Annotated in this window: 23 protein-coding genes; 7 read left to right on the plus strand and 16 right to left on the minus strand. The window is 68.8% G+C overall.

Features of this window, described 5'->3' with window-relative positions; all coding sequences use genetic code 11:
• Position 1: 1 nt before the first annotated feature.
• From hemN to GGR03_RS17005, 6 genes are all read right to left on the minus strand, one after another.
• Complete coding sequence (gene hemN / locus GGR03_RS16985) at positions 2 to 1,336, minus strand: oxygen-independent coproporphyrinogen III oxidase (protein ID WP_183209928.1); 1,335 nt, start codon at positions 1,334 to 1,336, stop codon at positions 2 to 4.
• Positions 1,337 to 1,339: 3 nt separating this feature from the next.
• Entirely contained in the window at positions 1,340 to 1,474 is a 135-nt protein-coding gene (locus GGR03_RS24650) for a hypothetical protein (RefSeq protein ID WP_281379042.1), read from the minus strand.
• 127 nt (positions 1,475 to 1,601) lie between these two features.
• A complete protein-coding gene (locus tag GGR03_RS16990) occupies positions 1,602 to 2,183 on the minus strand; it encodes a class I SAM-dependent DNA methyltransferase (protein WP_183209929.1) in 582 nt (193 codons plus the stop codon).
• Complete coding sequence (locus tag GGR03_RS16995) at positions 2,171 to 2,884, minus strand: PIG-L deacetylase family protein (RefSeq protein ID WP_183209930.1); 714 nt, start codon at positions 2,882 to 2,884, stop codon at positions 2,171 to 2,173. The genes GGR03_RS16990 and GGR03_RS16995 overlap by 13 nt, the downstream gene beginning before the upstream one ends.
• Complete coding sequence (locus GGR03_RS17000; RefSeq protein ID WP_183209931.1) at positions 2,881 to 3,969, minus strand: acyl-CoA dehydrogenase family protein; 1,089 nt, start codon at positions 3,967 to 3,969, stop codon at positions 2,881 to 2,883. The genes GGR03_RS16995 and GGR03_RS17000 overlap by 4 nt, the downstream gene beginning before the upstream one ends.
• A gap of 7 nt (positions 3,970 to 3,976) precedes the next feature.
• The gene (locus GGR03_RS17005; RefSeq protein WP_183209932.1) at positions 3,977 to 5,119 is read right to left on the minus strand and encodes a glycosyltransferase family 2 protein; all 1,143 of its coding nucleotides are present in this window, start codon (positions 5,117 to 5,119) and stop codon (positions 3,977 to 3,979) included.
• Positions 5,120 to 5,382: 263 nt separating this feature from the next.
• Here GGR03_RS17005 and GGR03_RS17010 point away from each other — a divergent pair, with 263 nt between their 5' ends.
• From GGR03_RS17010 to GGR03_RS17030, 5 genes are all read left to right on the plus strand, one after another.
• Positions 5,383 to 7,761, plus strand: a complete 2,379-nt coding sequence (locus tag GGR03_RS17010) for a phosphoketolase family protein (protein ID WP_183209933.1) — start codon at positions 5,383 to 5,385, stop codon at positions 7,759 to 7,761.
• Positions 7,762 to 7,791: 30 nt separating this feature from the next.
• Positions 7,792 to 8,988: an acetate/propionate family kinase gene (locus GGR03_RS17015; protein ID WP_183209934.1), complete on the plus strand. Its 1,197-nt coding sequence runs from the start codon at positions 7,792 to 7,794 to the stop codon at positions 8,986 to 8,988.
• 117 nt (positions 8,989 to 9,105) lie between these two features.
• Positions 9,106 to 9,459, plus strand: a complete 354-nt coding sequence (locus GGR03_RS17020; protein WP_183209935.1) for a hypothetical protein — start codon at positions 9,106 to 9,108, stop codon at positions 9,457 to 9,459.
• Positions 9,460 to 9,555: 96 nt separating this feature from the next.
• Positions 9,556 to 10,245, plus strand: a complete 690-nt coding sequence (locus GGR03_RS17025; RefSeq protein WP_183209936.1) for a D-lyxose/D-mannose family sugar isomerase — start codon at positions 9,556 to 9,558, stop codon at positions 10,243 to 10,245.
• Between the two features lie 186 nt (positions 10,246 to 10,431).
• Complete coding sequence (locus GGR03_RS17030) at positions 10,432 to 11,679, plus strand: HPP family protein (RefSeq protein WP_183209937.1); 1,248 nt, start codon at positions 10,432 to 10,434, stop codon at positions 11,677 to 11,679.
• 11 nt (positions 11,680 to 11,690) lie between these two features.
• Here the strand turns inward: GGR03_RS17030 and GGR03_RS17035 are convergent, their stop codons facing one another.
• From GGR03_RS17035 to GGR03_RS17060, 6 genes are all read right to left on the minus strand, one after another.
• Entirely contained in the window at positions 11,691 to 12,881 is a 1,191-nt protein-coding gene (locus GGR03_RS17035) for a Gfo/Idh/MocA family protein (protein ID WP_183209938.1), read from the minus strand.
• Positions 12,882 to 12,896: 15 nt separating this feature from the next.
• Positions 12,897 to 13,661, minus strand: coding sequence for a sugar phosphate isomerase/epimerase family protein (locus GGR03_RS17040; RefSeq protein ID WP_183209939.1), 765 nt, complete (start codon positions 13,659 to 13,661; stop codon positions 12,897 to 12,899).
• Positions 13,662 to 13,685: 24 nt separating this feature from the next.
• Positions 13,686 to 14,804: an ABC transporter ATP-binding protein gene (locus tag GGR03_RS17045; RefSeq protein ID WP_183209940.1), complete on the minus strand. Its 1,119-nt coding sequence runs from the start codon at positions 14,802 to 14,804 to the stop codon at positions 13,686 to 13,688.
• A 5-nt stretch (positions 14,805 to 14,809) separates the two neighbouring features.
• Positions 14,810 to 15,754 (minus strand): carbohydrate ABC transporter permease, encoded by a 945-nt coding sequence (locus GGR03_RS17050; RefSeq protein ID WP_183209941.1) that lies wholly within the window; start codon positions 15,752 to 15,754, stop codon positions 14,810 to 14,812.
• Positions 15,751 to 16,641: a carbohydrate ABC transporter permease gene (locus GGR03_RS17055; protein ID WP_183209942.1), complete on the minus strand. Its 891-nt coding sequence runs from the start codon at positions 16,639 to 16,641 to the stop codon at positions 15,751 to 15,753. The genes GGR03_RS17050 and GGR03_RS17055 overlap by 4 nt, the downstream gene beginning before the upstream one ends.
• Before the next feature lie 82 nt (positions 16,642 to 16,723).
• Positions 16,724 to 17,968: an ABC transporter substrate-binding protein gene (locus GGR03_RS17060; protein WP_183209943.1), complete on the minus strand. Its 1,245-nt coding sequence runs from the start codon at positions 17,966 to 17,968 to the stop codon at positions 16,724 to 16,726.
• Between the two features lie 108 nt (positions 17,969 to 18,076).
• Here GGR03_RS17060 and GGR03_RS17065 point away from each other — a divergent pair, with 108 nt between their 5' ends.
• Positions 18,077 to 19,150, plus strand: coding sequence for a substrate-binding domain-containing protein (locus GGR03_RS17065; RefSeq protein WP_183209944.1), 1,074 nt, complete (start codon positions 18,077 to 18,079; stop codon positions 19,148 to 19,150).
• Between the two features lie 265 nt (positions 19,151 to 19,415).
• On the opposite strand, the gene GGR03_RS17070 is transcribed toward GGR03_RS17065, so the two are convergent.
• The 4 genes from GGR03_RS17070 to GGR03_RS17085 form a co-directional block, all read right to left on the minus strand.
• Positions 19,416 to 19,676: a hypothetical protein gene (locus GGR03_RS17070; RefSeq protein WP_183209945.1), complete on the minus strand. Its 261-nt coding sequence runs from the start codon at positions 19,674 to 19,676 to the stop codon at positions 19,416 to 19,418.
• A gap of 58 nt (positions 19,677 to 19,734) precedes the next feature.
• Positions 19,735 to 20,523: an SDR family oxidoreductase gene (locus GGR03_RS17075; protein WP_183209946.1), complete on the minus strand. Its 789-nt coding sequence runs from the start codon at positions 20,521 to 20,523 to the stop codon at positions 19,735 to 19,737.
• Between the two features lie 199 nt (positions 20,524 to 20,722).
• Positions 20,723 to 23,512 carry a formate dehydrogenase subunit alpha gene (gene fdhF / locus GGR03_RS17080; protein WP_183209947.1) on the minus strand — a complete coding sequence of 930 codons (2,790 nt, stop codon included), beginning with the start codon at positions 23,510 to 23,512 and terminating at the stop codon, positions 20,723 to 20,725.
• Positions 23,509 to 25,188, minus strand: a complete 1,680-nt coding sequence (locus GGR03_RS17085) for an NADH-ubiquinone oxidoreductase-F iron-sulfur binding region domain-containing protein (RefSeq protein ID WP_183209948.1) — start codon at positions 25,186 to 25,188, stop codon at positions 23,509 to 23,511. The genes fdhF and GGR03_RS17085 overlap by 4 nt, the downstream gene beginning before the upstream one ends.
• 333 nt (positions 25,189 to 25,521) lie before the next feature.
• Here GGR03_RS17085 and GGR03_RS17090 point away from each other — a divergent pair, with 333 nt between their 5' ends.
• Positions 25,522 to 25,710, plus strand: coding sequence for a hypothetical protein (locus GGR03_RS17090; protein WP_183209949.1), 189 nt, complete (start codon positions 25,522 to 25,524; stop codon positions 25,708 to 25,710).
• Positions 25,711 to 25,781 lie beyond the last annotated feature (71 nt).

Here is a 25,781-nt window from a genome sequence, read left to right on the forward strand (position 1 = left end):
CTCAGATCGCCCGGCTGAACGAGGTCTCGCCGGCGCTGCGCGCCTCGTCGAACAAGGCGGCGATGAGCCGGACGAAGGGGCGGCCCTTCGCGGTCATGCGAAGCGTGCTGCCGGACAGGGTGGCGAGGCCGGCCGCCTCGTATGGCTGCAGCCGGGCGGCGATGTCGCCATAACGGCCGATGCCACCGACATCGTCGAGATCGACGCGGAAATCGCACATCAGCCGCTCGATGATGATCGCCCGCTGGCGCGTTGCCGGGCCGACGGCGATGCCGCGGGCGGTCGGCAGGACGCCCTCGGCGATGCAGCGACGATAGTCGCCGACCGGCGCCGTCGTCTGGACGAAGCCGTCCGGCAGCTGCGACACCGCCGAGGCGCCGAAGCCGATCAGGGTGCGACGATCGTCGTCGGTATAGCCCTGGAAGTTGCGGCGCAGGCGTCGCTGCCGGGCGGCGACGGCGAGCTTGTCGCAGAGCCGCGCATAGTGATCGAGGCCGATCGCCTGGTAGCCGCGACCGCTGAACACCTCGGCGACGGCCGCCGCCTGGCGGAAGCGTTCGAGCGTGCCCGGCAGGGCGGCCTCGTCGATCAGGCGCTGGTTGGCCTTGCGCTGCGGCAGGTGCGCATAGCCGAAGCAGGCGACGCGGTCGGGTCCGAGCGCCGCGATCTGGCGGCAGGTTGCCCGCACCGATACTTCCGTCTGATGCGGCAGGCCATAGATCAGGTCGATGTTGAGCCCTTCGATCCCCGCGGCGCGCAGATGGCCGACGGCGGCGGCGACGACGGCTTCCGGCTGGACCCGGCCGATGGCGAGCTGGACGCGGGGATCGAGATCCTGCACGCCGAGGCTGACGCGGGTGACGCCAAGGTCGGCGAGCCGCCGTGCCAATGCCGCGTCGACGAAGCGCGGGTCGAGCTCGATCGCGTGCTCTTCGATGGCGCTGAGGTCGAACGCCTCCTCCAGCACGGCCATGACCGCGGCAATGCCGTCGCCCCCGAGGATCGACGGCGTGCCGCCACCCCAGGCGATGCGGGCGGCCTTGAGCCGTCCGGGCAGGTGCCCCGCGACCAGCCGGATCTCGGCTTCCAGGCTCTCCCGGTAGGCGGCGACCACGCCCTCCTTGTGCGTCGCCTTGGTGTGGCAGCCGCAATAATGGCAGAGGTCGCGGCAATAGGGGACGTGGAGATAGAGCGACACGCTCTCGTCCGGATCGACCCGGCCCAGCCAGGCGGCGTGCTGCTCGGCGCCCACCGCCGGGGTGAACTCCGCGGCGGTCGGATAGGACGTGTATCGCGGCACCGACTGCAGCGCGAAGGGTGTCAGTTGCGCATCCATGGTTCAGCGTCCCCGCGAGGGATGCCGGTGAGGGATCGGCACGAGCCGGGGCCGCCGCCGCACGATCGCCATGGCCATCGCGGCGAGGGCCAGGGTGCCGAGCAGCGCCAGGGCAGCGAGGGGAAGCAGAGTGACCATGCGGTACGTCCTCCGTGACCGTGCGGCCGGCTCCGGCCGGGCGCGACGTGGAGGGAGCATGAAGGAGCAGCCGGGACGTTCCTTGATCTCGGTCAATCAAGGTTGCTCGCCGGGTCATTGCCTGTCGTTACCGGACCTTCTCGAAAGCCGCGACGCGGAAACGCGCCGTCTGCTGCACAACCCGCAGCGGGGCGACAGCGGCAAACCAGCGCTCCGTCGCCGCCACAGCCTGGACCGGCCGAATGGCTGCGTCGTCGAAGTCCAGCACGTGTTGCAGGAAGACGATCCGCCCGCCCGGCGCCAGGGCCGCGTGCAGCTTCGGCAGCAGCAGGGCGAGATCGTTGGGTCTCAGATAATACAGGATCTCCGAGGCGACGATCAGGTCGAACGGTCCGCACGGCATGTCGCGCGGCAAGAGCGCGTGACGAAACGTGATCCGGGCATTGCCGGCATTGCGGCGGCGGGCGGCTTGCAGTGCCGTGGTCGCGGCGTCGACCGCCAGCAGGCGGCGGCAGATACGCGCCAGGAGCCGCGTCGTCTCCCCATTGGCGCAGGCGAGCTCCAGCCCGCGGCCATAGTGGCGGTCGCCGCAGGCCTTGAGGAGCACGTCCCGCTTCCACGCCTCGAACGGGGAGGTCGCGTAGTTCCAGGGGTCGGGATCGGCGGCGAACTTCGCCTCGAAGCCGTTTGCGTCGATCACCCGTCGCATGGGCGCAGATACTTCTCGACGGGGCCGGTCAGCCGCTCGATCGTCTCCGCCGTCAGCCGGAAGCCCTCCGGGTCGTCGGTGATCAGGTCGCTGGTCTGGGAGACATGCGCGGCGACGGCCAGGCGCTTCGCGTCGGCGGCTGCGCCGATATCGAAGGCGATCTCATCCATTTCGCCGGGCCGTGGCGCGTCATCCGCCTCGCCCAGCTCGTCGAGCCAGATCGCGTATTCCAGCGTCGGCGGCCGCGGATGCCGCTGCGCCAGGACTTCTGTCACCAGCCGCCAGCTGTCGCGATGATCGCAATGCGGGTCGCGACGCCAGGGCAGCAGGACGAGGTCCGGATCGAAGCGGTCCACCAGATTGGCAGTGGCGGCTGCCGCGGCGCGCCAGGCGGGTGAGCCGTGCGGCGGCATCGCGGCATCCTGCAGCCGCAGGAACGTTGTCGCTGCCGGATCGAGGCCGAGGGCAACGAGTGCGGCGTGCGCCTCGGTCTCGCGTTGCGCGGCAAGCCGCTCGCGCGGCCATTGCATCGACTTGCGATGCGAGGCACCGCCATCGGTGACGAAAAGCGTGTGCACCTGCCGGCCAAGCCGCGCAAGGCTCGCCGCCAGCCCGCCGCAGCCGAGCGTCTCGTCGTCCGGGTGGGGCGCGACGATCAGGACGCGTTCCGCCGTCACCGTTTCCGGTCGAAGGAGCATCATGCCGGCCGGCCCTTGTCCGGCCCGGCGAGGCCCGGCTGCCATTCGCCTTTGGCCACTGCGACACCCGCGGCGCGGAGCGCCCCGTCCGGATTGGGCTGGCGCAGATAGGTGCGCAGGTCCCGCACCAGCCGTTCGAGCCGGTGCGGCGCGATGAAGCCGCCGGCGCCGACGGCGCGCTCGGCTTCTTCCAGCACGGTCATCGCCGCGGCCTCGACCGCCGAGCGGGTGGTGTTGGCCGTCGCGGTGAGCCGCGCTGCCGCCGGGCCTTCGCCACCGGCGAGCACCGCTTCGTCCCAGGCTTCCGCCGCCCGGTCGAGCCAGGCGTAGCCGGTCTCGACGGCGATGCCCATTCGAGCGATGCGATGGGCTTGATAAGGGTCCTCGGCGCGTCCGGTGCGCACGAGATGCTCGAGCGCGACATCGAACACGGCGTGCATCCCGCCGACATGGACCGCCGCGAACCGGATCGCCCCGCCGCCGAACCAGGGCTCGGCGACATAGACGCCGGGCGCCCCGAGAAACCAGTCCGGCGCCGGCTCGATCCCGGTAAAGTCGACGAGATGGCTGCCGGAGGCGCGCATGCCGAGCGGCTTCCACCAGCTGCGATCGACGGGCAGGCCTTCCAGCGGCACCATCAGCATCAGGCGGCCGGCCTCGTCCGGCACGGTGACGATGGCGCGCGACAGGCCGTCGACACCGGAGGCGAAGTTCTTGCCGCCAGAAAGGACGCCGGCTTCCCACCGAAGTGGCGCGTCCGGCATGTCAGTGTTCCAGACGCCGAACAGCCGGCCCGAGCGGGCCTCGGCCAGCCATTCGCTTCGTTGGGACGCGGTGCCGTGCTGGTCGACGAGGATCATCGCGTTGACGTGGCCCTCGAAGATCCGCCCGGTGCTGAGGTCGCCGCGTCCGACCGCCGCCAGAACGCGTAGCAGCGAGCCGGTTTCGCCGGGGCCGATCGGCGGGTCGCCGACGACGCCGTAGGCGGCGAGCTCGGCAAAGCCGGCGGCCGGAAACGCTTCCTCCGTGTCCGCTTCCGCGACACCGGCGGCAATGGCCCGGCTCAGCGCCTCGAGGCGCTCATGCATCGGTGCTTCATGCCGCATGGGCGGCAACCGTCGTTTCGTCGATCAGCCGCGCCACCGCCGCAATGGCCTCTTCGACCGGCACGGTGGAAGGCGCATCCGGCTCGTCCGGCGCATGACGTTCGATCAAGGCTTCCGGCGCGAGCAACCAGCCGCCATCGTCATGCAGATCGGCTGGCCGCAGCGCGAGCTGGTCGGCCAGTGCGGCAATCTCCAGCTTCCCCTTTGCCTCGGCAAGGCCGCGTAGCAGCCTTCGCCGCAGGGCGCGCTGGCGCACGTGCTTCGGCGCCTCGACGAGATGCGGTCTGCAGGCGGCTTCCGCAGCGATCCAGGATTTCAGGCAGTCCGCCATGCCGCCGCGGGCCCGCCCGAAGGTCCGGGCCGAGACGGTGACGACGACGTCCGGATCATGACGCAGCCGAAAGCCGGCAGCCCGAACGCGCGAGACGAATGCGAGGTCCTCGCGTTGCGGCAGAGCCGGAAGACCGCCCACCGCGTCGTAGACATCCGCGCGAACCGCAAGGCTGGCACCGGTATGGTCGTGATGCCGCGGCCAGGGATCATGGGGCAGGGGGTCGAGTGTCGCCGTCAGCCTGTCGCAAAGCCCGGCATAGGCCGCATGGCGCTGTGCGCGCCGCCGGAAGCCGTCGCCCAGCAGCGCTTCCTCCGCCTTGTCGCCGACGATCAGCCCGCCTACCAGATCGGCACCGGCGGCGATCGAGCGGAGATTGGCGTCGATCCAGTCCGGATGCGGCGCGCCGTCGGCATCGGTCGTGAGGAGCACCGTCCGGTCCGGATCGGCCGCCCAGGACCGCGCGGTTTCCAGCGCCAGCCGCCGCGCCGTGCCGGCATTGGCCTGCAGCGATGGAAACTCGACGACGAGGACATGCAGGCAAATCTGGGGATGCAGCCGTCCCGCGGCCGCCAGGACATCGGCGGACATATCGCTGCAATTGTTGAGGACGATGACGACGTCCAGCGATCGGCGTCGATCCGCCAGCCACGACTGCGCTGCCAGCGCCGCGACGAGGCGCGGCAGGCGCTCGGCTTCGTTCCTGGCCGGTATCGCGACGATGGGATGCAGAGCGTTGAAGACGACTTGCTGGCTGGAGTGCCGGAGGAGCCGGTGACGTCCTTGCTGCATCTCGCGCATCTGCGACCCCTCACATTCACCAGCCTGTCACGCCGATGGCGCACTTCTGTGTAGCGCTCGACAGGACAGGAAGCGACGGCGCCATCCCTGGTTCCGCAACGCCGCGGCTCATTTCGTCGCAGCGACGGAGACGGGGTCGGTTGATGCGTCGGGCGCCTGATCCAGATCAACGACGACGCGTGCATCGCGAAATAGTCGTCGGAACGACAGGCGGCAGCGCAATCTCGCCGCGCCTCGAAGCCAGAGACGGAGACTTCCCGCCCATGACCGATCATGACTTCGAGCTCATCGACCGCTACTGGCGCGCCGCGAACTATCTCTCGGTCGGGCAGATCTACCTTCTCGACAACCCGCTGCTGCGCGAGCCCCTCGCAACCGCGCACGTCAAGAAGCGGCTGCTCGGTCACTGGGGAACCACACCCGGCCTGAACTTCGTCTACGCCCATCTGAACCGGATCATCCGCGATCGCGATTTGTCGGTGCTCTACATCTGCGGGCCCGGCCATGGCGGCCCCGGCATGGTGGCGAACACCTGGCTCGAGGGCACCTACAGCGAGATCTATCCGGACGTGCCGCAGAACGCCGCCGGCATGCACAAGCTCTTCCGCCAGTTCTCATTTCCCGGTGGCATTCCGAGCCATGCGGCGCCCGAGACGCCCGGCTCGATCCACGAGGGCGGCGAACTCGGCTACGCGCTGGCGCATGCCTATGGCGCCGTGTTCGACTCGCCCGACCTGATCGCCGCCTGCGTCATCGGCGACGGCGAGGCGGAGACCGGCGCGCTCGCGGCCTCCTGGCATTCCAACAAGTTCGTCAATCCGCGCGTCGACGGCGCGGTTCTGCCGATCCTCCACCTCAACGGCTACAAGATCGCCAACCCGACGATCCTCGCCCGCATGCCCCCCGAGGAACTGCGCTCGCTGCTCGTCGGCTACGGCCACGAGCCGATCTTCGTCGAGGGCAACGATCCGAGGACGATGCATCGGCTGATGGCGGCGGCCTTCGACGAGGCCTTCGACAAGATCGCGGCGATCCAGGCGGCGGCGCGGGAAGGCGGCGACAACGAGCGGCCGCGCTGGCCGATGATCGTCCTGCGTTCGCCCAAGGGCTGGACCGGGCCGGACGTCGTCGACGGCAAGATGGTCGAGAATTTCTGGCGCTCCCACCAGGTCCCGGTCTCGGGGGTCCACAGCGATCCGGCCCATCGCCAGATCCTGGAGGACTGGCTGCGCTCGTACCGGCCGGAGGAACTCTTCGCCGAGGACGGCAGCCTGCTGCCCGACCTGGCGGCGCTGGTGCCTGACGGTGACCGGCGCATGGGGGCCAATCCGGCAGCCAATGGCGGCCGGCTGCGGATCGAACTCGACCTGCCGTCCGTCGACGCCCATGCCGTCGCCGTGCCGACGCCGGGCGGGTCGCGCGGCGAGGCGACGCGGGTGCTCGGCGCCTATCTGCGCGACGTGATGGTGCGCAACAAGGATGCGCGTAACTTCCGTCTGGTCAGCCCGGACGAAGCGTCGTCGAACCGCCTCGACGCGGTGTTCGAGGTGACCGAGCGCGCCTGGATGGAGCGGATCGAGCCCTACGACGTGCATCTCGCCGACGAGGGCCGCGTGATGGAGATCCTCAGCGAGCATCTCTGCCAGGGCTGGCTGGAAGGCTACCTGCTGACCGGCCGGCACGGCATGTTCGCCTGCTACGAAGCCTTCATCCACATCGTTGACTCGATGTTCAACCAGCACGCCAAATGGCTGAAGGTGACCCGCGATATCGAATGGCGCGCGCCGATCGCCTCGCTGAACTATCTCCTCTCGTCGCATGTCTGGCAGCAGGACCATAACGGCTTCAGCCATCAGGATCCGGGCTTCGTCGATCTCGTTGCCAACAAGAAGGCGGACGTCGTCCGGCTGTATTTCCCGCCCGACGCCAACACGCTGCTCTGCGTCGCCGACCACTGCCTCGGCACCTACGACCGGGTGAACGTCATCGTCGCCGGCAAGGCGCCGGCGCCGCAATGGCTGACCATGGAGGAAGCCAAGCGCCACTGCGAGGCGGGCATCGCCAGCTGGCCCTTCGCCTGCAATGTCGCCGACGGCGAGACGCCCGACGTGGTCATCGCGGCCGCCGGCGACGTGCCGACGATCGAGGCGCTGGCGGCGGTGGACCTGCTGCGCCGGAAGATGCCGAAGCTGCGCATCCGTTTCGTCAACGTCGTCGACCTGATGGCGCTGCAGCCGAAGGATCGCCACCCTCACGGCATCGACGACGCCGATTTCGACGTGCTGTTCACCACGGACCGGCCGGTGATCTTCGCCTATCACGGCTATCCGTATCTCATCCATCGGCTGACCTATCGGCGCGCCAACCACAACAATATCCACGTCCACGGCTACCAGGAGGAGGGCACCACCACGACGCCCTTCGACATGACGGTGCTCAACGAACTCGACCGATTCCACCTCGCCATCGCGGCAGTGCGTCGTCTGCCGGACCATGGCGGCGAGGAGGGCCGGGCGGCGATCCGGTATTGCGAGAAGCGGCTGGCCGCGCACCGGCTCTACGTCGAGGCGGAGGGCGTCGACATGCCGGAAATCCAGGACTGGGGCTGGCCCTACGCGACGGCGGCCGATGCCGGCGACTGACGGCTCAATCCCCGACCGGACGGCCGGCTGATGGCGGATCTGGTCCTCAGCCTCAATGCCGGCTCGTCCAGCGTCAAGTTCGGGCTGCATCGGGTCTCCGAGGCGGCGACGATGCCGGAAGCGGTCGCACGCGGCGCGGTGAAGGCCGAGGCGGGGGCGTGGCATCTGTCGGCCATGGGCTCCGACGGAACGGCCGGCCTCGACGAGACGGTCGCCGGCGAGCCGGACGATCTCGCGCCGGCGCTGGCGCGCTTGCTCGCCTGGGCGGAGGAGGCGCGCGGGTCGGGCAGCTTGCTCGCCGTCGGCCACCGCGTCGTCCATGGCGGGCCCGACTTCGCCGACCCGGTGCGGCTGACCCCGGAGCGCATCGCGGCGATCGGCAGGCTGACGCCGCTCGCGCCGTTGCACCAGCCGCGCTGCCTCGCCCCGATCCGCGCTTTGACGGCCATCCGCCCCGATCTGCTTCAGACGGCATCCTTCGACACCGCCTTCCACCGGTCCCTCTCGGGCCCCGCCGCGCGCTACGGCCTGCCGCGGGCGCTGGAAGCGGAAGGGATCCGCCGATACGGGTTTCACGGCCTCTCCTATGATTTCATCGCAGGCCGGCTGGAAGTGCTGGAGCCGGGCAGCCCGGGCCTGAGGACCGTCATCGCCCATCTAGGCAACGGCGCCAGCCTGTGTGCCCTGAAGGATGGGCGGAGCGTCGACACGACGATGGGGTTCTCGGTGCTCGACGGGCTGCTGATGGGCACGCGCCCCGGTACGCTCGACCCGGGCGTGCTCGTCTACCTGATGCGCGAGCACGGCTACGGGGCCGACCAGCTGGAGGAGATGCTCTATCACCGCTCCGGCCTTCTCGGGGTATCCGGCCGGTCGAGCGACATGCGCGATCTTCTTGGCGACGACAGCGCCGAAGCGGGAGAGGCCGTGGACCTCTTCGTCACCCGCGGGGCGCAGCAGATCGCAATGATGGCGACGAGCCTCGCGGGTCTCGACCGGCTGGTCTTCACCGGCGGGATCGGCGAGCACCAGCCGGAGATCCGCGCGGCGATCGGCCGGCGGCTCGCCTTTCTGGGTGTCGTCTTTGACCCGGCTGGCAACGACGTGGGTGACGGCCGGATCAGCGCCGACAGCAGCCGCGTAACCGTTCTCGTCGTGCCGACGGACGAGGAGGCGGTCATCGCGCGCGACGCCGCTGCCATCTGCCGCGCCGAGGGATATGAATGACGGATCATTGACTTGCGCGAGGGAGCTTCGCTCCCGGTCGAGCGTTGGTTGAGAAGGAGCGTCGGATTTCCGGCGCATGGTTCGCCGCCTCGGCGGACGATACCCGAGGAGCCAACAATGACCCTTCGCCGATTCTCCCTGCCGCTCGCGGCCGTTTGCCTGTCCTTTGCCGCGGGCCCTGCCTTGGCCCAGAGCCAGCCGTTGCCCGATGCCCCGCCGGAGATCCCCGCGCCGGAATCGACCGCGCCCGACATGCCGCTCGAGGACGATCCCTGCGCGCCCGGCGCCGCCCCGAGCGAGGGCGCCGCCGGGCAGGACGACCTGACGATGCAGTTGCAGGATTGCGAGAGCGTCCTGACCCCGCCGACGACGGGAGACACGGGCATCGAGGCGCCGGCGCCGGATGCCGATCCCGGCACCACGCCGGTGATCCCGCCGTCCGACCTGCCGGCGCAGCAGTCGCCGCTGTAAGGCAGACGGCCTCGACAAGGCGGCCAGCCCCCGCCATGGTCCTGCCCGGCGGTGCCCGGGCGGGCGTCGCCGAAGTGCGGCGGTGGAGAGACGGGCATGAAGCGTTCGCGGGTCAACGAAATCTTGCAGGAGGGCGACGCCTTCATCCGCTCCTTCGGCTACGTCATGCCACCCTTCGCCTATTTCGCGCCGGACGAGATGCAGCGGCGGCGGCACGAACTGGCCGGCATCGTCGAGGCGCGGCTCGGCTGGGACATCACCGATTACGGCCAGGGTCGCTTCGACGAGCTCGGCCTGTTCCTGTTCACCGTGCGCAACGGCAGGGCCGAGGATCTCACGCGCGGCAGTGGCATGCTCTACGCCGAAAAGATCATGATCAGCCGCCAGGAGCAGCTATCGCCGATGCACCGCCACGTGGTGAAGGCGGAGGACATCATCAATCGTGGTGGCGGCAAGCTGGTCCTGGAGCTGTTCACGTCAGACGCGAGCGGCGATCCCGACCCGGAGGCGGAAGTTTCGGTGATGACCGACGGCATCTCGCGCACGCTGCCGGCCGGCGGGCTGCTGTCGCTCGATCCGGGGGAGAGCGTCACGCTGCTGCCGGGCGTCTGGCACGCCTTCTGGGGCGAGGGTGCGGACGTGCTGATCGGCGAGGTGTCGACCGTCAACGACGATCTGACCGACAACGTCTTCCGCGAGCCGATCGGCCGCTTCGCCGCCATCGAGGAGGACGAGCCGCCGCTTCATCTGCTGGTCTCCGACTACGAGCGGCTGCTGACGCGCTGAAGATGCCGGGTTTCCGAGAGACGCGACATGCTGACGATCAGGTGCCGCCTGGCGGATAAATGTCTTAGGAGGCGGGCAGCAGGGTGGGCTGCGCAGCCGGTAGGCACATAATCGGTTTTGTCTGCACATTCCTTGGGCTAGATGATCGGCAATTGGGCGATCGTCAGCTCAGAGGACCGACATCGAATGACCAGCAGGGCCAGGGACGCCGCCGGCGAGCCCTCTTTCAGGCTGCGCCGGGCGCTGCAGCCCTTCGGGCCGGTCATCGGCCCGACCCGGCTGCGGGACGCCGCATTCGGGGCATTCGGCGCGGGCCTTGCGCTGCTTCTGGGGGCCGCAGCCCTCCACCTCCTGGGTGCCAGCCTCGCCGGCGGGGCCTATCTGATCGCGCCGATGGGGGCGACGGCAGTGATCCTGTTCGCGCTGCCCAACAGCCCGCTGGCGCAGCCGTGGTCGGCGATTGTCGGCAACACCATCTCGGCGCTGGCGGCATTTGCGGTCCATCAGGTCACGCGGGATCCCACGCTGGCCGTAGGGGCGGCGGTCGGCCTGGCGATCGGCGGCATGTACCTGGCGCGCGCGCTGCATCCGCCGGGCGGGGCCGTGGCGCTGACGGCCGCGCTGAATCCCGCGATGATCGACACCCTCGGCTTCCGATTCGTCTTGGGGCCGGTGTTCTTCGGGACCGTTGCATTGGTGCTGCTGGCGATCCTGTGGCACCGCCTGAACGGACGTGTCTATCCGTTCCGGCAGCCGGACTCCGACGGTCCGCACGCGACCGCCGACAAGGCGGCGCAGCAGCGTCTGGGGCTGACGGCTGAGGAACTCGCCGGAATCCTCGCCAACTATCGCCAGTCCGCCAATCTGGGCGTCGAGGATCTCGCACGCCTGATCGCCGCCGCGGAGCAGACGGCGGCGGGTCGTGCGCTGGCCGACGCGACCTGCGGCGCGATCATGTCCCGCGATCTGGTCACGGTAGGTCCGGGGGCGCGGGCGGCGCAGGTCGCGGACCTGTTTCGCAAGCACGGGTTCAGTTCGATCCCCGTAGTGGCTGAAGACGACGTGCTGCTCGGCGTCATCTTTCAGCTCGACCTGATCCGCCGGGCGCGGCGCGACGCCCTGCGCAGCAAGTCCGGCTTCGGGGCGGCGATGGCCGCCATCCGGCGCGACCGCAATTCGGATATCCTGCGCGCCGCCGACGTCATGACAACGGGCTTGCCTTCGGTCACGCCGGAGACGCCTGTCGCGTCGCTGCTGCCGCTTCTCTCCGATGGCGGCGAAGAAGCCGTGCCCGTCATGTCGGAAGACCGGATCGTGGGGATCGTGACCCGGACAGATCTTCTGTCGGCGCTGGCCCGAAACACGGCGCGGAGCGTCGGCGAGACGCCGGCGGCAACCGGTGACGCAGTCCCCGGCGGCCCTGGAAAGCTCTGACGGAGCGGCTCCTATGCGTCCTGTTCGGCAAAGGGCAGGCTCGGCTGCGCCGCCAGGCCGTCGCGCGTGCCGCCGGTCAACGTCAGCGCCTCCGCTTCGCTGAGTGCGTCGGGCCGCGTGCAGCGCGGCCCGATCGTCACCCGCGCGCCGCTGTCTGCGGCTTCCAAAATGCCGGCCATCACCGCCAGAACGTGCAGCGCCACCTCGCCATTGGCGCGGTGCGGCCGGCCCTGCTCGATCGCCTGGGCCATCTCGGCAATGCCGGCGCCGCGATAATTGGCGTGGACAGGGTCGGCAGCCGGCCAGTTGCTGGCGCCGAACACCCGGTCCGTGGTGGGCCTTGCTGCCCAGTCGCCCCGCTCCACCGCCGTTTCGACCACGCCGCCGAACCAGTTCGGATCGGGGACCCGCAGCGAGCCGGCGGTGCCGTGCAGTTCCAGCGGCCGCAGCCCGTGCTTCCAGACGTCCCAGCTGGCGAGGAACGTCACTTGCGCGCCGCTGTCGAACTCCAGCAGCGCCTGGACCGTCGAAAGAACCTCCACCCGGATCTCCTGGCCGAGGATCGGCGAGTGCGGCGTGGTGACGATGCGGTTCTCGAACCCGATCTGGCCGCTCGCCTGCACCGAGTGCACCGGCCCGAGCAGGTTGACGAGGGTCGAGAGGTAATAGGGGCCCATGTCGAGCACAGGGCCGCCGCCCGGCTTGAAGAAGAAGGTCGGATCCGGGTGCCAGTTCTCCATGCCGTGCGACAGGACCGAGGCGACGCCGACCAGCGGTTTGCCGATGACGCCGGCGTCGATCTGGCGGCGCGCCTCCTGGATCGCCGCGCCGAGCACCGTGTCCGGCGCCGCGCCCACGCGTAGCTGGCGGGCTGCCGCCGCCGCGAGGATCGCCTCGCCGTCGGCGACGGAGGTTGCCAGCGGCTTTTCCGAATAGACGTGCTTGCCGCTTTCGAGCGCCGCCAGCGACACCTCGGCATGCGCGGCCGGCACCGTGAGGTTGAGGACGATGTCGACGTCGTCGCTGGCCAGCAGCGCATCGACACTGCGGGCCTCGATGCCATAGGTCTCGGCCTTCGCCGCTGCCGCCGCCGGCCGCAGGTCAGCGCAGGCCGAGAAGGCGATACCGGGGAAGCGGGCGGCGTTGAGCAGGTAGATGTCGGAGATGTTGCCGCAGCCGATCAGGCCGATGCGCGTGACCATGGAGATACTTTCGGTTCAGTTGCCGGAGGCGGCGAGGGCGCCCATGCGCTCGGCGCTGGTGCGGGCGAAGCGCGTAAGGTCGGACGGGTTGTCGTGCTCGGCGATCATCAGGGCGGCGCCGGAGCGCGCGGCCAGCGGCCAGAACTTCGCCCAGTCGACGATGCCGTCGCCGACATCGGCCCAGCCGTCCTCGTCCAGTTTCTCCCCCTCCGGCGCGATGTCCTTGACGTGCACCGCGGCGATCCGCCCGGCATAGCGCTTCAGCCAGGGCTCCGGATCGGCACCCGCCCGGGCGATCCAGGCGACGTCCGCCTCCCAGAGGACGCCCGGCGCCAGCAGATGCTCGATCGGATACGAACCGTCCGGCAGCGCCACGAATTCGAAATCGTGGTTGTGCCAGGCAAGCCGCAGGGCCTCGTCGGCGAAGTCGGTGGAAAGCTTCGCCAGCCGTGCGCCGACCGCTTCCCAGCCGGCGCGGTTCGTCGGCCGTTCTTCGGGGACGATGTAAGGGATGACCACCGTCTCGATGCCGAGCGTGCGGGCGACCGCGACGACGCGGTCGAACTCGGTCTCGGCCATGGCGAGGGCGAAATGCCCGCTCTTGGCGGTCAGGCCGTTTTCGTCGAGCAGCCGGCGGAAGCCCTCGGCATCCTCGTATTGCGGTCGGTAGGTCTCGACATTGGTGTAGCCGCAGGCGGCGAGCATCGGAAGCACAGCCGCGTCGGGCGGGAAGTTTCGGGCCGAGTAGAGCTGGAACGAGATCGGGTCGGTGGGCGTCATCGCAGGGTCCTCGGATCGTGACGGCTAGAGACGGTCTTGGGTCGTGGCGTCGAACAGCGACGCACGGGCGAGGTCGAAGCTGAAGGCGATATCCTCGCCGACGCGCACCGCCTGCTCGCCGCCCGTCCTGATGGTGAAGCTCTGGCCGGCAAAGCGGGTCCAGAGGATCGTGTCGGCGCCCATCGGCTCGACGATCTCCACCCGGCCGCCGGCCGCGACATGTCCGGGCGGCACCGGCCCGATGGCGACGTGCTCCGGCCGAACGCCGAGAACGACGCGCTGGCCGGCGCTCGGCGGTAGGGCGAAATCGTAGAGCGAGGCGTCGAGCGTTTCGCCTTCCAGCTTCAGCGACAGGGCACCCCCGCCGGGTGCGGCCACGAGCTCGCCGTCGGAGAAGTTCATCGCCGGTGAGCCGATGAAACCGGCGACGAAGCGGTTGGCCGGGCGGCGGTAGATCTCCTGCGGCGGGGCGATCTGCTGCACCACGCCGCCGCGCATCACCGCGATCCGGTCGGCGAGCGTCATCGCCTCGACCTGGTCGTGGGTGACGTAGACCATGGTGTTGCCGAGCTGCTGGTGCAGCTTCTTGATCTCGATCCTGAGCTCGTTGCGCAGCTTGGCATCGAGGTTCGACAGCGGCTCGTCGAACAGGAAGACCTCGACCTTGCGCACCAGCGCCCGGCCGATGGCAACGCGCTGGCGCTGCCCGCCGGAAAGCTCGGCGGGCTTGCGCTCCAGCAGCGGCTCAAGCTGCAGCATTGCCGCCGCCTTCTCCACCCGCGCGCCGATCTCGGCCTTCGGCAGGCCCGCCACGCGAAGGCCGAAGGAGAGATTCTGCCGCACCGACATGCGCGGATAGAGCGCGTAGGACTGGAACACCATGCCGATGCCGCGGTCCTTCGGCTCGGCCCAGGTGACGTTGCGGCCGGAGATCCAGATCTCGCCGTCGGCGACGTCGAGGAGCCCTGCAATGGCGTTGAGGAGGGTGGACTTGCCGCAGCCCGAGGGCCCGAGCAGCACCAGGAACTCGCCGCGGCCGATATCGAGATCGAGGCTGTCGATGACGGGATGCGCGCCGAAGGATATCCGCAGATCCCTGACGGAAACCGAAGGCTCGGTGGCGAAGCGGGTGGAGGGGGTCATGGACGTCATCCCTTGACGGCTCCCGCCGCGATCCCGCGGACGAACCAGCGGCCCGACACGAAATAGACGACCAGCGGCACCGCCGCCGTCAGGATGGTCGCGGCCATGTTGAGGTTGTAGGCGCGCTCGCCATAGGTCGAGTTCACCACGTTGTTGAGCTGCACCGTCATCGGCAGGTTCTCCCGGCCGGCGAAGACCAGGCCGAGGATGAAGTCGTTCCAGATGTGGGTGATCTGCAGGATCGCCGCGACGATGAGGATCGGCGTCGACATCGGCAGCATCACATGCGCGAAGATCCGCCAGAAGCCGGCGCCGTCGACGCGGGCGGCGTTGAACAGCTCCTGCGGCAGGCCCGCGTAGAAGTTGCGGAACAGGAGGGTCATGATCGGCAGGCCGAAGATGACATGGATGATGACGATGCAGGCAAGGGAGTTGTAGATTCCGATCGTCGAGAACGCCCGCACCATCGGATAGATGAACACCTGGTAGGGCATGAAGGCGCCGATGAGCAGCACCGCGAAGAGGACGTTCGCGCCGCGGACCCGCCAGAAGGAGAGGGCGTAGCCGACTATCGCCCCGGCAGCGATGGAGAAGAACACGCTCGGCACCAGGATCTTCACCGAGTTCCAGAAGCCGACGCGGATGCCGTCGCAGGAAAGCCCCGTGCAGGCGCTGGACCACGCCGCCACCCAGGCGCTGAAGTCGAGCGACAGCGGCAGCGCGAAGATCGAGCCGAGACGGATCTCGTCCATGGTCTTGAGCGAGGTCAGCACCATCACCACCGCCGGCAGCAGGAAGAACGAAGCGGCGATGACGAGGAAGGCGTAGAGCCCGACGCGGCCGATGCCGACAGATTGCGGACGGGGGCCGCGGGCGTTGACGCCGAGGTCTGCATCGACCGGACGCGCAGCGTCCGGCACCGCTTCGGCGGGCGAGAACGAGCGGTTCATGCCGCACCCCCGACCCGCTGGCGGCGGAAATATTCCATGTAGAGCCAGGGCGCGAGGACGGCGGCGACGGTGATCATCATCACCGTCGCGGCGGCGGTGGCGAGGCCGATATTCTGCCGCGTGAAAAGGTGGTCCATGATGAACTTCGCCGGCACCTCGGTGGCGATGCCGGGGCCGCCATTGGTGAGGGCGACGACAAGGTCGAAGGATTTGACCACTGAGATCGCCAGCAGCACCACCGCGGTGATGATGATCGGCCGCAGGATCGGCACCACGATCGAGAGGTACACGCGCCAGGCCGGAATGCCGTCGATGCGCGTCGCCTTCCACAATTCCTGGTCGATGCCGCGCAGCCCGGCCAGCATCAGCGCCATGACGAGGCCCGACGCCTGCCAGAGGCCGGCCAGCACCACCGCGTAGAGCGCCATCTCGCGATCGACCGCCCAGTCGAAGCGGAAGCTCTCGAAGCCCCAGTCCTGCACGGCCTTCTGGATGCCGAGGCCGGGATTCATCAGCCACTGCCAGATCAGCCCGGTGACGATGAACGACATCGCATACGGGTAGAGGAACACCGTCCGCAGCGTGTTCTCGAAGCGGATCTTCTGGTCCAGGGCGACGGCGAGCACGAAGCCGATGACCAGGCAGCCGACGATGAACAGGAAGCCGAAGATCGCGATGTTCTGGATCGAGACCAGCCAGCGGGCGCTGGCGAAGAGTCGGCGGTACTGGTCGAAGCCGACATAGTCGTTCACCGGCAGGAGCCGCGAGGCGGTGAAGGAGATCTGGGCGGTCCAGAGCATGGTACCGACATAGGCCGCGAGCACCACGCCCCAGACCGGAACGAGCACTAGCGTGGCCATGCGGGGACGCGAGCGGCGCGTCGTCATGGGGCAACCTCGGCGCGGGAGGAATGCCGGGCGGGCGGAAGCCGCGCCCGGCTGTCGACGGAAGCGGGGGAGGTGCCGACCGTCAACTGTCCTGTTCGAAGGCGGAGACGAAGCCTTCGACGAATTCGTCGGACGTCGCCGCGGGATTGTTCCAGAACTGCGTGACGACGTCGTCCAGCGAGCCGACGAGTCCGGCGCTCAGGAGGATGTCGAAGACAGGGACCTGGCTGTCCGGGTCCTTGAGCAGGGCGATGCCCTTCTGGGCGCAGGCATCGAAGGCCGAGGTGTCGACGTCGGTGCGGATCGGCATCGAGCCCTTGGCGAGATTGAAGGCCACCTGCGTCTCGGGCGCCAGCATGGTCCTGGCGAGGAGGTCCTGTGCGGCAAGCTGTGCCTCGTCACTCAGCGCCGGGAACACGAAGACGTCGCCGCCGACCATCAGCATCTCGTCGTCGAGGCCGATCGTGCAGCCGAAGTCGGTCTCGGCCTTCTGGCCGGCATTGATGAACTCGCCTTTGGCCCAGTCGCCCATCACCTGCGCCCCGGCCTTCCCGGTCAGCACGAGATTGGTGGCGTCGTTCCAGTTGCGGCCGGGCGAGCCCGGGTCGACCAGGCCGCGGAGCTGGCCGTAGGTCTCCACGATGGCCCGGAATTCGTCGGACTGGATCGCCTCCAGGTCGCGGTCCTGGTAGACCTTGAGATAGAGGTCCTTGCCGCCGTCGGCGAGCAGGATGACGTTGAACAGGACCCGCTCCTGCCAGGGCTGGCCGCCCAGCGACAGCGGGATGTAGCCGGCTTCCTTGATCTTCTGCAGCGCCGGGACGAAATCGGCCCAGGAGGCCGGCGGCTCGGACAGTCCAGCCGCCTCGAACACCGGCTTGGAGTAGAACAGCCAGTTCTGCCCGTGCACGTTGATCGGCAGGGCGTAGAGCTGCCCGTCGCGGGAGGCGGCCTCGACGAGGAAGGGCGACATCACGTCCTTCCACCCCTCGGTCGCGGCGAGATCCTCGATCGGCCGCACCAGGCCCTGGTCGACGAGGTCGTCGAACTGCTTGCCGGTGTTGAACTGAGCCGCCGTCGGCGGATTGCCGCCGACCATGCGGTTGATCGCGGCGGCGCGGGCGTTCTCGCCCATGGCCGTGGCGTTATCGACCCAGGCACCACCAGCATTGGCGTAGGCATCGGCGAAGACCCTGATCGCGGCAGCTTCCCCGCCTGATGTCCACCAGTGCATGACTTCGGCCTTCGCCGGCTCCTGGGGCAATGCCGGAATCGATGCCAGCGACAGGGACGAGCCTGCCAGAGCGAGTGCAATGAGTGCTTTCATGCCATCCTCCCCAAAGGACCGTCGACGGTCTCTGTAATCGATTACAAGGATGGTAATCTGAAAAGTAATCGATTACAAGCGGGTGATTTTCGCATTCGGAGCAGGCAGGTGGAACAGGCGAGGCGGTCGCCCCGCATCGGGGACGTGGCGCTGCAGGCGGGCGTTTCGGTCGCCACGGTGAGCCGCGCGCTTTCCGCCCCGGAGAAGCTGCGCGACGAGACGCGGCGCAAGGTTCTCGCGGCGGTCGAGGCGCTTGGCTACACGCCGAACAGCGTGGCGCGGCAACTGCGTGGCGGCACGTCGCAGCTGGTCCTCGTGGTCGTTCCACGCCGCAGCAACCCGCCGTTCTTCTCCGAGGTGCTGCACGGGATCGACGTGACGCTGGCGGATGCCGGCTACGTGCTGATCACCGGCTACATGGAGGGCGTCGACCGCGACCTGCGGCTGATCGAACTGGCCGCTTCCGGCAACCTTGCCGGACTGCTCACCACGTCCGGCATGCTGCCTGAGGTCAGCGGACGGTCGATCCTCGACGCCGGCCTGCCGGCCGTGGCGATCTGCGCCGATCCGCTGGTGCCGGGCCTGCCGGCGGTGCTGCTCGACGACGAGGCGGCGGCGCGGGCGCAGGTGGACCATCTCATTGGCCTCGGCCATCGGCGGATCTTCTACGTCACCGGCCCCACCGGCAATTACAACGAGACGGTTCGCCATCGCGGCATCGTGGCGGGGATCGACGCTGCCGGCCTCGGCTCCGATGCGCTGACGCAATATGCCGGCAACTACCAGTTCACCGGCGGCGTCGCCGGCGCTCGCGCGTATCTGGAGATGACGGACCGGCCCACCGGCGTGATCTGCGGCAACGACGAATGCGCCGTGGCCTTCATGAAGACCGTCACCGCCGCGGGGCTGCAGATCCCGCGCGACCTTTCCGTCGTCGGGTTCGACGGCATCGAGTTCGCCGATTACTGCGAGCCGACGCTCACCACCATCGCCCAGCCGCGCTTTGCGCTGGGCGCCGCCGGCGCCCGCCTGCTCATCGACATCCTTGCCGGCAGGACGCCGGCGGCGCTGCAGGACGGCGGCAAGCTGGTGATGCAGGGGCATCTGCGGGTTGGCGACAGCACGGCGGCACCGCCGGGGGTAGGGCCTCCCGCCGACGGTGGCGTGATGGTCGGTGGCTGACGCGGTGCGACTGGATCCTCGGGACGGGGCCCGAGGATGACGCCGGGAGGAAGGAGATAGGGAAGTCGCCGGCGTTGATGGAGCGGTGCGCGACAGCGGTATCCGGCGCTGCCTAAACCACTGCAGGACTGCCAGCAGCCACTCTCGGTGAGAACGCGTCGGTCTCTATCAGGTCGTCATCCTCGGGCCCCGTCCCGAGGATCCAGCCTTGTGCATCCGAATCGTCGACGAGGAGCCGTCGGCCGGGCGCCGGCTAAGCGCCGCCTCAATCGCGCTTCGGCGACCCCGGCTCGTCGTCGCCCGCCTCCGCCGGCCGCGTCGCGTCATCCGCCGCCCGCGGCGCATCCGGGTCGTAGGTGATGAAGAACATCCAGATCCCCCACGCCGCGATCCCCGCGGTGAGGACGCCCCAGATCGGCTCGTCGTTGACCCATTCCAGCACCGACCAGCCGATCACCACGGCGACGATCGTGATCCGGACCCAGAGCGGCCGGTAGAACGGGTGCTGGGCTTCCTTCGAGGCCATGGCGGCTCCTTGAGCTATGGGCCGGCGGCCGGATCGGCAGGAGCCGATCCGCGGACGGTCAGACCGAGCGGACGGCGCCGCCGTCGCAGCGCACCACCGAGCCGGTGATGTAGCTCGCCGGGCCCGAGACCAGGAAGGCGGCGACGGCGGCGAATTCCTTGACGTCGCCGTAGCGCTTGGCCGGGATCGCCGCGAGCGCGGCGTCGCGGACCTCCGCCACCGACTTTCCGGTCTTCTTCGAATTGGCGTCGTCGAGCTCGTCGGTGCGCTCGGTGTGGATGCGCCCCGGCAGCAGCATGTTGACAGAGACGCCGTCGGCCGCGACCTCGTTGGCCAGCGATTTCGACCAGCCGACCAGCGCCGAGCGCAGCGTGTTCGACAGAGCGAGGTTGGGAATCGGCTGGACGACGCCGGAGGAGGCGACGGTGAGGATGCGGCCCCAGCCAGCCTCACGCATGGACGGCAGGACGCGGTTGGTGAGGTCGATGACCTGGTGCACCATCATCTGGAACTGGGCGTCGAGCACGCTGACATCCATGCCGATGGCGCCGCCGGGAGGCGGCCCGCCGGTGTTGTTGACCAGGATGTCGATGCCGCCGAGCTTGTCGAGCGCCGCCTGGTGCAGCATCGCCGCGAAGTCCGGCGCGGCGAGGTCGGCGGTGACGTAGTCGGCCTTGCCGGCGCCCCTCGCGTTGATCGCTTCGCAATTGGCCGCGAGCTTCTCGCTGCTGCGCCCGCAGAGGAGGACATTCGCGCCTTCCGCCGCCAGAGCCTCGGCGATGCCCTGCCCGAGGCCGCGGGAGGAGGCGAGGACGAGGGCGCGCTTGCCGGTGAGACCAAGATCCATGGCGGAGCCTTTCTGTTTCCTGTCGACGTGGCGGCGCAAGGCCGCCCGGCGTCGGGCAGGCCCTCGGGTACAGGCCATCAGCTGTCAGGGCAACCCGGCGCCCGCTTCGACCAAGGTGCGCAGGCGTAGCGCCAAGGGTGCAGGGTGCCGGGGCAGAGCCAAAGGTCCCGTCCCGGCGGCAAGGGCCAGGCGGCCGACGCTACTCGGCCGCCTCGACCTGCGGCAAAGTCGCGATGCGAGCGGCGCAGTACTTGAACTCGGGGATCTTCCCGAAGGGGTCGAGCATCGGGTTGGTCAGCCGGTTCGCCGGGCTCTCGTTGAAGCAGAACGGCATGAACACCATGCCGTCGGCAACCTCGCGATCCGCCCTGAGGATCGCCTCGACCGTGCCGCGGCGGGTCTCGACGGCTATCATGTCGCCCTGCCGGAGGCCGCGGCGACCGATCTCGCGCGGGTTCATCGCGGCAATGCCCTGCGGCTCGATGGCGTCGAGGACACCGGCCCGCCGCGTCATCGCGCCGGTGTGCCAGTGTTCGAGCAGTCGGCCGGTGGTCAGCACCAGCGGGTATTCCTCGTCGGGTACCTCGTCCGGCGGCAGCAGATCGGCGGGGACGATGAGGCCCCGCCCGTCCTCGGTCGGGAAGCTGGTCGTGAAGATGATCTCGTTGCCCGGCACGTCCGGCCCGTCGGCGGGGTAGATGACGGATTCCTCCCGCTCCACGCGCTCCCAGGAAATGTGCTTCAGCGACGGCATCACCGACGCCATCTCGGTGTAGACCTCCGAGACGTGGCCATAGTTCCAGTCCAGCCCGAGACGCTGGGCGAGCTCGACGATCAGCTCCCAGTCCTGCCGGGCATCGCCCGGCAGATCCAGCGCCGGCCGGCCGATCTGCACCTGCCGGTTGGTGTTGGTGAAGGTGCCGAGCTTCTCGGCATGGGCCGAAGCCGGCAGCACCACGTCGGCATGCCAGGCGGTCTCGGTCAGGAAGATGTCCTGCACGACGAGATGCTCGAGCTTCGCCAGGGCGTCGCGGGCGTGGATCTGGTCGGGATCCGACATCGCCGGGTTCTCGCCCATGACGTACATGCCCTTGATCTCGCCGTCATGGATCGCGTCGATGATCTCGACGACGGTGAGGCCGCGCTTCGGATCGAGGGTCTGCCCCCAGAAATTCTCGTAGCTCGCGCGGATGTCGACGTTCTCGACCGACTTGTAGTCGGGGTAGTACATCGGGATCAGCCCGGCGTCTGAGGCGCCCTGGACGTTGTTCTGGCCGCGCAGCGGGTGGAGACCGGTGCCCGGCCGGCCGATATGGCCGGTGATCAGGGCGAGCGCGATCAGGCAGCGGGAATTGTCGGTACCGTGGGTGTGCTGCGAGATGCCCATGCCCCAGAAGATGATCGAGCGCTCCGCCGTCGCATAGGTGCGCGCGACGTCGCGCAGCATCTCGGCCGGGATGCCGCAGACCTCGGCCATCGCCTCCGGCGTGAAGTCCTTCACCTTCTCGCGCAGCGCCTCGAAGCCGGCGACGTTGGCCTGGATGTACTGCTCGTCATAGAGCTTCTCCTCGATGATCACGTTGATCATCGCGTTCAGCATGGCGACGTCGCTGCCGGCGCGGAAGCGCAGCGAGTGAGTCGCGTGGCGCATCAGGTCCTGGCCGCGCGGATCGATGACGATCAGCTTCTTGCCCCGCTTGGCGGCCTGCTTGAAATAGGTCGCGGCGACCGGGTGGTTGGTGGTCGGGCGGGCGCCGATGACGACGATGCAGTCCGCCTTCATCGCGTCGTTGAACGGCGCCGAGACGGCGCCCGATCCGACACCTTCCATCAGCGCAGCGACGGACGAGGCATGGCAGAGCCTCGTGCAATGGTCGACATTGTTGGTGTCGAAGCCCTGGCGGACCAGCTTCTGGAACAGATAGGCCTCCTCGTTGGAGCCCTTGGCCGAGCCGAAGCCCGCCAGCGCCTGGCCGCCGTCGCGATCGAGGATCGACTTCAGCCCGCCGGCGGCGCGCGCCATCGCCTCTTCCCACGTCGCTTCGCGGAAGATCGTCAGCGGATCGACGCCACGCATGTCGAGATCGCCGGTCTTCGGCGCGTCGTCGCGGCGGATCAGCGGCCTGGTCAGACGCTCCGGCGACATGGCGTAGTCGAAGCCGAAGCGGCCCTTGACGCAGAGCCGGTTTTCGTTGGCGTAGCCGTCTCGCCCGTCGACCTGGACGATGCGGTTGTCCTTGACCGCGACCTTGGTCTGGCAGCCGACGCCGCAGAAGGGGCAGACGCTGTCGACCACCTTGTCGAATTCCTGGACGGCGCGGTGCGTGCGCGTCTCGTCCATCAGCGACTTCTCGTACAGCGCGCCGGTCGGGCAGGCCTGGACGCACTCGCCGCAGGTGACGCAGGTCGACAGGCCCATCGGGTCGTGGATGTCGAAAACCGGCACCGTGCGGTTGCCGCGCTGCGCCATGCCGATCACGTCGTTGACCTGCACTTCGCGGCAGGCCCGCACGCAGGCGCCGCAGGCGATGCAGGCATCCATGTTGACGGCGATCGCCGGATTGGAGATGTCGAACTCGGCCTCGACATGCTCGCCGGCGAATTTCGAGGCGTAGCGGCTGCCCGAGACGCCCATCGAGGATGCCCACTGCCAGAACATCGACTGGTTGTCCGGCCCGTCCTCGCGGGCGCGCATGTTGCTGGCGAGGAGCTCGACCACCATCTCGCGCGACTTCACGGCGCGTTCGGTATCGGTGCGGACGACCATGCCCTCGGCGGGCTTGCGGATGCAGGAAGCCGCCAGCACGCGCTCGCCGTCGACCTCCACCATGCAGGCGCGGCAATTGCCGTCGGGCCGGTAGCCCGGCATGTCGACATGGCAGAGATGCGGGATCCTCGTTCCCTCGCGCTTGGCGACGTCCCAGATCGTCTCGGTCTCGCCGGCCGCCACGGACTTGCCGTCGAGGGTGAAATTGATCGTGCTCGTCATCGTGACAGCTCCTCGCGGAAATGCGTCAGAAGATGGTTCACCGGATTGGGTGCCGCCTGGCCGAGGCCGCAGATCGATGCATCGCGCAGCACGGTCTCCAGGTCCCTGATGGCCGCTTCGTCCAGCGTTCCCTTGGTCTCCAGCAGCGTCACCAGCTTGCCGGTGCCTTCGCGGCAGGGCGTGCACTGGCCGCAACTCTCATGCTCGAAGAACTTGAGCAGATTGAGGGCCGCATCCTTGATATTGTCTTTGTCGGAGAAGACGACAACGGCGTGCGACCCGACGAAGGCTCCCTGCAGCGCCAGCTCGCCGCCGAAATCGAGCGGGATGTCGCCCATCGATGCCGGCAGGATGCCGCCGGACGCACCGCCCGGCAGATACGCCTTGAACGTGTCGCCCTCGGTCATGCCGCCGCAATAGTCCTCGATCAGCTGGCGCACGGTCACGCCGGCCGGCGCCAGCTTGACCCCGGGATCGCGCACCCGTCCGGAGACGGACCACGAGCGGATGCCGGGATGGCCCGGGCTGCCGAGGTTGGCAAACCAGTCGGCCCCCTTCTCGACGATGTCGCGCAGCCACCAGAGCGTCTCGACATTGTGGTTGAGCGTCGGGCGGCCGAACAGGCCGATCTGGGCGATGTAGGGCGGGCGGTGGCGCGGCAGGCCGCGCTTGCCCTCGATGCTCTCCAGCATCGCGCTTTCCTCGCCGCAGATATAGGCGCCGGCGCCGCGGCGCAGCTCGATGAAGCCGGGCGGGGTGATCCCCGCCGCCTCCAGGGCCGCGATCTCCGTCCGCAGGATCTGCAGCACGGCGGGGTATTCGTCGCGCATGTAGAAATAGATGCGCTCGGCCTCGACGGCGAAGGCGGCGATCAGCGCGCCTTCCAGCGTCCGGTGCGGGTCGCTTTCGAGATAATAGCGATCCTTGAACGTGCCGGGCTCGCCCTCGTCGCCGTTGATCGACATCAGCCGCGGTGCCGGATAGGAGCGCACGAAGCTCCATTTCTTGCCCGCCGGAAAGCCCGCGCCGCCGAGGCCTCGCAGGCCGGCGTTCTGCATCGTCTCCATCAGCGCTTCGATGCTGATCGTGCCGTCCCGGACCGTCTGGAGCAGCTTGTAGCCGCCCCCCGAAAGGTAGGTGAGAAGGTCGTTGTAGGCGGGGACGCGCACTTCCGTCTCGCCGGTGGCGGCCATGCCGACCAGGCCGTCGCTGGTAGCGTGGTCGACCTCACGGTCGCCGATGCGGGCGGCGGGCGCGGCGGCGCAGCGGCCCATGCAGGGGGCCCGGACCACGCGGATGGCGGAAGGATCGACCGCGCCGGAGAGTTCGCCGAGCAGGGACTCGGCGCCGGCCAGCATGCAGCTGATCGAATCGCAGACGCGGATGGTCAGCGGCGCCGGTTTCGGCTCGCCTTCACGGACGACGTCGAAATGGTCGTAGAAGGAAGCGACCTCGTAGACTTCGGCCTGCGACAGCCGCATGTCTTCCGCCAGGGCGCGCAGATGCGCCGCCGACAGGCAGCCATAGCGGTCCTGGATCAGATGGAGGAACTCTATGAGGAGGTCCCGTCGCCGTTCGGCGGGACCCAGTAGTTCTCGAACCTCCGCCAGAGCGGTCTCGTCGAGGTCACGCCCCTTGGGCCCACGATCGCGGGGCCGCCGGTCCTGCAACGCCATTCCTGCTCCTTCTACGGCGCCCACCGTATCGGCTCCCCCGCATAACGCGTTGGCATTGAACGCGGCAATCAAAAAACACGCCGGCGGTCACCGGATCGAGACGAGCGGCGGCCAGCGTCACCGCAATGCCGCGTCGCGACGGCCGCGGCGCCGCCGGGAACTTGGCCCTCGCATGCGGCTCCGCCCTGTCAGGGAGCGGGGGTTCGCCGCGTTCATCAGGCGTTCAGTTGCAAAATCTTAACTATGGGCAAGCCGGTCGTGCCCGGCGTGACGATGTTTCAGCTGATGGAGCAGTAAGCGCGGGGCACCCAACGGATCGAAGGGATGGCGATGATGGCGACAGAACGAAAGGGCAGGAACGAGCACGACGAATGCGTCGGCCGTTCCGACTTCGTCCTGCGGAGCGACGTCCAGAAAGCGTTGGCTGCGGGCTTCTCGCGTGAGGACGTCGCCTACATGCTGGCGCTGCCGAATCCGGAGCAATGGGAAGACCATTGCTCGCCGGTCGATCTGCAGGGGTGAGCGACGAGCCTTCGAGCCGCGGTCGCAGCCGGCGGTCAGTCGGGAGGCTTTCGATAGCGCGGGACCTTTCC

It is taken from the genome of Aurantimonas endophytica, from assembly GCF_014196845.1.
Lineage (GTDB): Bacteria > Pseudomonadota > Alphaproteobacteria > Rhizobiales > Rhizobiaceae > Aurantimonas > Aurantimonas endophytica.